General features: G+C 66.6%; 8 protein-coding genes. 3 read left to right on the forward strand and 5 right to left on the reverse strand.

Annotation, left to right across the window (positions count from 1 at the left end):
- Positions 1–102 precede the first annotated feature (102 nt).
- Genes KUG41_RS09015 through KUG41_RS09030 form a run of 4 tightly spaced genes read right to left on the reverse strand, consistent with a single transcriptional unit; the run spans position 103 to position 2,027 of the window.
- Complete coding sequence (locus KUG41_RS09015; RefSeq protein ID WP_216903372.1) at positions 103–672, reverse strand: prepilin-type cleavage/methylation domain-containing protein; 570 nt, start codon at positions 670–672, stop codon at positions 103–105.
- A complete protein-coding gene (locus KUG41_RS09020; RefSeq protein WP_216903373.1) occupies positions 669–1,166 on the reverse strand; it encodes a GspH/FimT family protein in 498 nt (165 codons plus the stop codon). Before KUG41_RS09020 ends, KUG41_RS09015 begins: the two co-directional genes overlap by 4 nt.
- A complete protein-coding gene (locus tag KUG41_RS09025) occupies positions 1,153–1,560 on the reverse strand; it encodes a hypothetical protein (RefSeq protein ID WP_216903375.1) in 408 nt (135 codons plus the stop codon). Before KUG41_RS09025 ends, KUG41_RS09020 begins: the two co-directional genes overlap by 14 nt.
- Complete coding sequence (locus tag KUG41_RS09030) at positions 1,557–2,027, reverse strand: hypothetical protein (protein WP_216903378.1); 471 nt, start codon at positions 2,025–2,027, stop codon at positions 1,557–1,559. The genes KUG41_RS09025 and KUG41_RS09030 overlap by 4 nt, the downstream gene beginning before the upstream one ends.
- A gap of 131 nt (positions 2,028–2,158) precedes the next feature.
- Here KUG41_RS09030 and KUG41_RS09035 point away from each other — a divergent pair, with 131 nt between their 5' ends.
- Together KUG41_RS09035 and KUG41_RS09040 are read left to right on the forward strand one after the other, a co-directional pair.
- Complete coding sequence (locus KUG41_RS09035; RefSeq protein ID WP_216903380.1) at positions 2,159–2,383, forward strand: AbrB/MazE/SpoVT family DNA-binding domain-containing protein; 225 nt, start codon at positions 2,159–2,161, stop codon at positions 2,381–2,383.
- Entirely contained in the window at positions 2,380–2,802 is a 423-nt protein-coding gene (locus KUG41_RS09040) for a putative toxin-antitoxin system toxin component, PIN family (protein ID WP_216903382.1), read from the forward strand. Before KUG41_RS09035 ends, KUG41_RS09040 begins: the two co-directional genes overlap by 4 nt.
- Positions 2,803–2,950: 148 nt before the next feature.
- Here KUG41_RS09040 and KUG41_RS15600 read toward each other — a convergent pair whose 3' ends face one another.
- Entirely contained in the window at positions 2,951–3,277 is a 327-nt protein-coding gene (locus KUG41_RS15600; RefSeq protein ID WP_254217053.1) for a DUF4143 domain-containing protein, read from the reverse strand.
- Positions 3,278–3,833: 556 nt separating this feature from the next.
- On the opposite strand from KUG41_RS15600, the gene KUG41_RS09050 reads away from it, so the two are divergent.
- Positions 3,834–4,445 carry a hypothetical protein gene (locus tag KUG41_RS09050; RefSeq protein WP_216903384.1) on the forward strand — a complete coding sequence of 204 codons (612 nt, stop codon included), beginning with the start codon at positions 3,834–3,836 and terminating at the stop codon, positions 4,443–4,445.
- Positions 4,446–5,102: the final 657 nt, after the last annotated feature.

Consider the following 5,102-nt stretch of genomic DNA (forward strand, 5'->3'; position numbering starts at 1 on the left):
TATAACGGCCGCAGGTGCCATATGGCCCTGGGTGGCCTCACCCCCCAACAGCGGCTCGCTCAGCTGCAGGCATGAACAACCTGGTGGGAAATCACACCTACCTCATCCCCCCGCCCCCAGCCGCACCGTGGTCTCGATCCGCTGCGTGCCACCGCCTGAGGATTCGAACTCCTGCCGCAGTTGCAGGCGCAGCAGGCCGTCGGGCTCCGCTGCGGCCGCCAGGCCGGGAACGGCGAGCCCATCCAGCAGCACCCGGTTCTGGGCCGCCCCGGCGCTCGGCTCGCCGTGCAGCCCGAAGGCCGGACCGCAGCGCATCAGCACCCGGCCCCGCCAGATGGCGCTCGGGGCGCTGCCCACCGTGTAGGTGATCGGGCCCTCCGGCGTGATGAGCTGCAGCACCGGCACCCGGCCGCCCAGGCCGCAGGCGGCCCCGGTTCCCTGGGCGAGGTCGACCCGCTGGGCCCGCAGCAGATCGCCCCGCAGCAGGGCCAGCACCCGCCGCTGCTGGCCCCGCTCCCGCAGCTGGCGCACCATCCGGTCGACCTGGCGGCCATCCGCCACCAGCGCCTGCAGCACCACCCCCCAGACCAGCAACCCCAGGCAGGCCGCCAGCAGCAGTTCCACCAACGTGAACCCCGCCGCTCCGGTGGCTGTGATCGTCCGGCGACTCATGGCCGCGGATCCGGCAGGCAGCCGCCCGGTCCCTGCCGCCCCAGGCGGGTGATCCCCAGCGGCAGGCCCACCACCACGCAGCGCACCAGGTCGATGCCCTCGGTGCTGAGCAGCACGGTGCCGCCGTCGATGATCAGCCCGTTGCTTGTGAAGCGCACCGCGGCCGGCAGGTTGTGGCTGAGGCTCACCGCCGGCCCGCCGCCCAGGCCCTCGCCCAACTCCAGCGCGGCGCCTTCGCATGGCGGCAGGCTGCTGCCCTGGGGCTCCCGCCAGCCCGTGGCCTCCAGGCTCAGGGCGCAGGGCTGGCCCAGACGCAGGGCGGCATCGCGCCCGCGCTCAAGCCCCAGCATCACCCGGCGGCTGGCGCCCTCCAGCCGGGCGGCGGCCAGCTCCGTGCTGGCAGAAGCCAGCCCCAGCTGGGCCAGCAGGCCCACCAGCACCAACGCCAGCAGGGTTTCGGGCAGCGTGAAGCCGCCCGGATCAGGGGATGCCATGGCCCCCTCCCTGCGGCGCGGGCCCGCAGAGGCCCAGAAGCGCCGGCACATAGAGCCGCTGGCGCGCTGTGGCCTCGCCCTCCACCTCCAGCCGCAGCACCACCCCATCGCCCGTGGCCGAGGGCTCCAGCTGGCGCGCCAGCCCCGGGGCCAGGGGGTCGGCCGCCAGCACCTGCAGCAGCTGGCTGGCGGCGGTGCTGCAGTCGACGCCGCCCGGGGCGAGGCGGCGCAGGGCCGTTTCAGCCCGCAGCAACGCCGCCTCGGCCTGCTCCATCCGCTCCTGCTGGCGCTCCTCGGCCACAGCCGCGGCGCCCGCCAGAGCCCAGAGCTGCAGGGAGGAGCCCGCCGCCGCGGCAAACACCGTCGATCCGACCAGCACTTCAAGCAGGCTCATGGCGCCACCCCCCGCAGGCCCACCAGGCGCACGTCGGTGATCTGTGGCTGCGGCTGGGCGGGCGGCTGGGCCGGCGTCAGCTGCACCGCGAAGGCCCCCTGGCGTGTGGGCTCGTTGCCGGCGGCGGGCAGCTCCAGCAGCAGTTCGGCCGGGGCCAGCTGCGGGCGCCAACCCACCAGCCGGTAGGAGCTGCCCAGCACCTGGCCGGCCTTGAGGGAGGCGATCGCCGGGGCGGGAGCGCAGGCCAGTCCCTGGGAGTCCCAGTGCTCCAACGGCAGCGCCAGCAGGCAGGGATGGTGGCGCTGCAGGTCGGCCAGCAGCTGCTGACCCGCCGAGGCCAGCCGGTCTTCCGCCTGGCGCTGCTGCTGCTCCCGGATCCCCTGCAGGCGCACCTGGAGGCTGGCGGTGTGGGCGGAAAGGCTGCCCAGCAGCAGCACCAGGGAGGCCCCCATGGTGAGGGGCAGCACGAACCCCTGTGACCTGGATCGGTGGTGCAATCGGAGCATGGCGGTGACCGCAACGTCTCCTCCAGAGTTCCCAGCCGACGACAACAGGCAAAGTAAGGAATCCTTGTTTCCGGGCGAAGCCGGCTGCGTCCATGGTCCTGGCCAAGCGCACCAGCAAGAACCAGCTCACCTTGCCCAAGGCTGTGGTGGAGGCTGTCGGGGTCGCCGACTACTACGACGTGGCCACCGAGAACGGCCGAATCGTGCTCACACCCGTCCACCCAGGTGCTGCCGCCAACGTTCGGACCCGGCTGGCGGATCTGGGGATCACGGAAGCGGATGTGGCCGACGCGGTGGCCTGGTCCCGCCAGGAGTGACCATCCGCGTCGTTCTGGACACGAACGTGTTGGTGTCGGCTTTGCTGTTCGAGAACGGCCGCCTGGCCTGGCTGCGCCGGAGCTGGCAGACAGACGCGATCAGGCCTGTGCTGGCGGAACCCACCGCCCGCGGACTGATCCGGGTGCTCGCCTATCCCAAGTTTCGGCTCACGCGGCCCGCGATCGATCAGCTGCTGGGGGATGTGCTGCCTTGGTGTGAAACGACTGCGGGCCCCATCGAGACCTGTCAGCACCAAGTACGTGACCCCAAGGATCAGGTGTTTCTCGATCTCGCCCTGACGGCAGGCGTGCCGGTGCTCGTCAGCGGAGATGGGGATCTGCTTGCCTTGAAGCACCAGCTGCAGCCATTGCTGATCCTCACGCCGGGCGAGTTTCAGATCTGGCTTGACGCCCCCTGATCAGTGGATGGGCAGCGGCTGCAGAGGATCCCATCGATCCGCAACGGCTCCTGGCCCAGGTGGAGCAGGGCCACCCTGGCTTCTGGATAGTCCGCCCGGAAGGCCTTCAATCCCTGCAGATCCCCGGCGTGAACCTGGCGGCTGCGTTTCACCTCCAGGGCAGTGAAGCTGTCTGGTCCGTACACCACAAAATCCACCTCCCTGCCGGCCGCAACGAGAGGAATACACCGGCATCGAAGTAGAAAAACTTCTCATGGGCCACCACCTGACGCTTCGCCCGCCGGCTGAAAACCGACAGGCGGAAGGCCAGCACCAGGTCGTCCAGGATGCCCAGATAGTTCTCCACGGATTTGCGGCCCACCTGACACTCCCTCGCCACGGCGGAGAGATTGAGGGTGGAGCCATTGGAGAAGCTGATCGCTTCGAGGAACCTGGTGAAGCCGCCAAGTTCGCGCACCAGCACCTCGGCCTGCACCTCTTCCCTGAGGTACAGGGAGGCGTAGGCCGGCAGGGTCTGCTATGGATCGATCGCTACCCGGACCAGGGGGACGAAACCGAATCGCAAGGCGCGTTTGAGGCAGAAATCAATCCCCAGCTAGGCCGCCAGAAAAGGATGCATCGAGGCCGACACCAGGCGCCCGGCCAGCAGATTCCAGCTGCCGCGTCGCAGCCTTGAACACAAGCAGCAGAGCTGGCACCTTCTACACCTCATCCATCACCAACAAGACGATGCCGGGCTCGGCGGCCGCCCTCTCGCGCAACCGTTCCGGCCTGGCCGGATGGAGGCGCTGGGCCTCGGGATCGAGTAGGTCGACTTGCCGTTGCCACGGGGACCGAACAGGAAAAAACTCCCGGCCGGTTCCTGCAGAAAATGGCTGACCACCGCTAAGATTCGCTTGCTTTTGAGATAGTGCCACCAATTCTGCCGATACCACGGGCTGGATGGGGGCCGGCGCTTGCAAGGTGGGTTTGGCAGTGACAGCAACGTCTCCTCCAGAGTTCTCACTCAAGGACACCAGGTCCAGCCCCCCATGACCCACCTGAGGATCAAGGACACGCGCGATGAGGTTGACGGCTTCGTGCGCCGCCATCAGCTCGACTACTCCCTGGGCCAACTGCGGCTGGTCGGGTTGCTGTTGCTGGTTCTGGAGTTGAGCACCCTGCTGCTGGCGGGGAGCTTCGCGAGTGTGGAAGCTCCTGCTGGCCGTCTCAGCGGACTGATCGGAATGTCTCCAGGCCTGCCGCTTCTAGCCCTGGGATTCGGTCTCTACCTACTCGGCGGCGGCCACCGGCGTCATCATCGCGAGCAGCCCTGGACCGCGAATCTGCATCGGTTCCTGCTGCCCGTGGGACTGATCCTGCTGCTGGTGCTGCCGTCGGTCACGATCCATGACGCGGCGACGGTGGCCAACCTCAAGCACGGAATGGGAGACATCACGCCGCTCCAGCACGACCTGCTAAACCCCCTTCGCCTGATCACCACCCTGCTGCTGCAAAGCGTGACCGGTGCCGGATTGCTGCTGATGCAACGGCAGGGACGGCGGCAGATGCAACGGGTGGGGCTCAGTCCAGCCGTGTTCTTCTGTATGGACGCCACGGGACCGATCCGGCGCAAACTGAACCGATCTCCTGAAAGGAACTGAAACAGACAGCCGCCATGCTCCATGCCGCTCATAGCAGGAAATCATTTAGATGTATCTGAAGGGGCTAGGCTTAGAGAACCGGCACAACATTGGAGAAACAAGAAGAGAGTGACGTATCCGCCAGCGACGTGGGCTGCCCAAGATTTGCATTGAATAGATCCAACGACGCTAGAACTATGGCTGATAGCCGGCATAAAACGAACATTCAGCAGGAAGAAAGGGAGTGCACCAAGCTCTTTCAGGCAAGCACAGGCAAAAGAACCTAACACAATAACCTCCTAAAAATCACTGCTGCACCAATAGGCTAACAGAGAAACAAACCTACTCAAGAGTTATCTGTTAAGTAGCCTGATGCGGATATGTGCCGGCGTAGCGCCGGATCCTTACAGCAACCCCAAGGGAGGTGGCGGTCTGTCAACCAAGCGACTGCGCATTAAGCGCGAGGGGGAGCAGCTTAATGAATGGCTCAATCAATGCAAAGGCCTGCTTCATCAGAGGTCAGTCGCCTTCACTTTAGCCAGGAGCTGCCAAGGCTTGAGCTGCCGTTCCTGGCCGATTAAGTGTGATTTCCCACCAGGTTGTTCATGCCTGCAGCTGAGCGAGCCGCTGTTGGGGGGTGAGGCCACCCAGGGCCATATGGCACCTGCGGCCGTTATA

The sequence above is a fragment of the Synechococcus sp. CCY 9618 genome, assembly GCF_019038415.1.
In the GTDB taxonomy this organism is placed as follows: Bacteria; Cyanobacteriota; Cyanobacteriia; order PCC-6307; family Cyanobiaceae; genus Cyanobium.

Bases quoted from the DNA above. Each gene is read 5' to 3' on its own strand.
- KUG41_RS09050 (WP_216903384.1), top strand. From the start codon at position 3,834: ATGACCCACCTGAGGATCAAGGACACGCGCGATGAGGTTGACGGCTTC.
- KUG41_RS09035 (WP_216903380.1), top strand. From the start codon at position 2,159: ATGGTCCTGGCCAAGCGCACCAGCAAGAACCAGCTCACCTTGCCCAAG.
- KUG41_RS09025 (WP_216903375.1), bottom strand. From the start codon at position 1,560: ATGAGCCTGCTTGAAGTGCTGGTCGGATCGACGGTGTTTGCCGCGGCG.
- KUG41_RS09015 (WP_216903372.1), bottom strand. From the start codon at position 672: ATGAGTCGCCGGACGATCACAGCCACCGGAGCGGCGGGGTTCACGTTG.
- KUG41_RS09020 (WP_216903373.1), bottom strand. From the start codon at position 1,166: ATGGCATCCCCTGATCCGGGCGGCTTCACGCTGCCCGAAACCCTGCTG.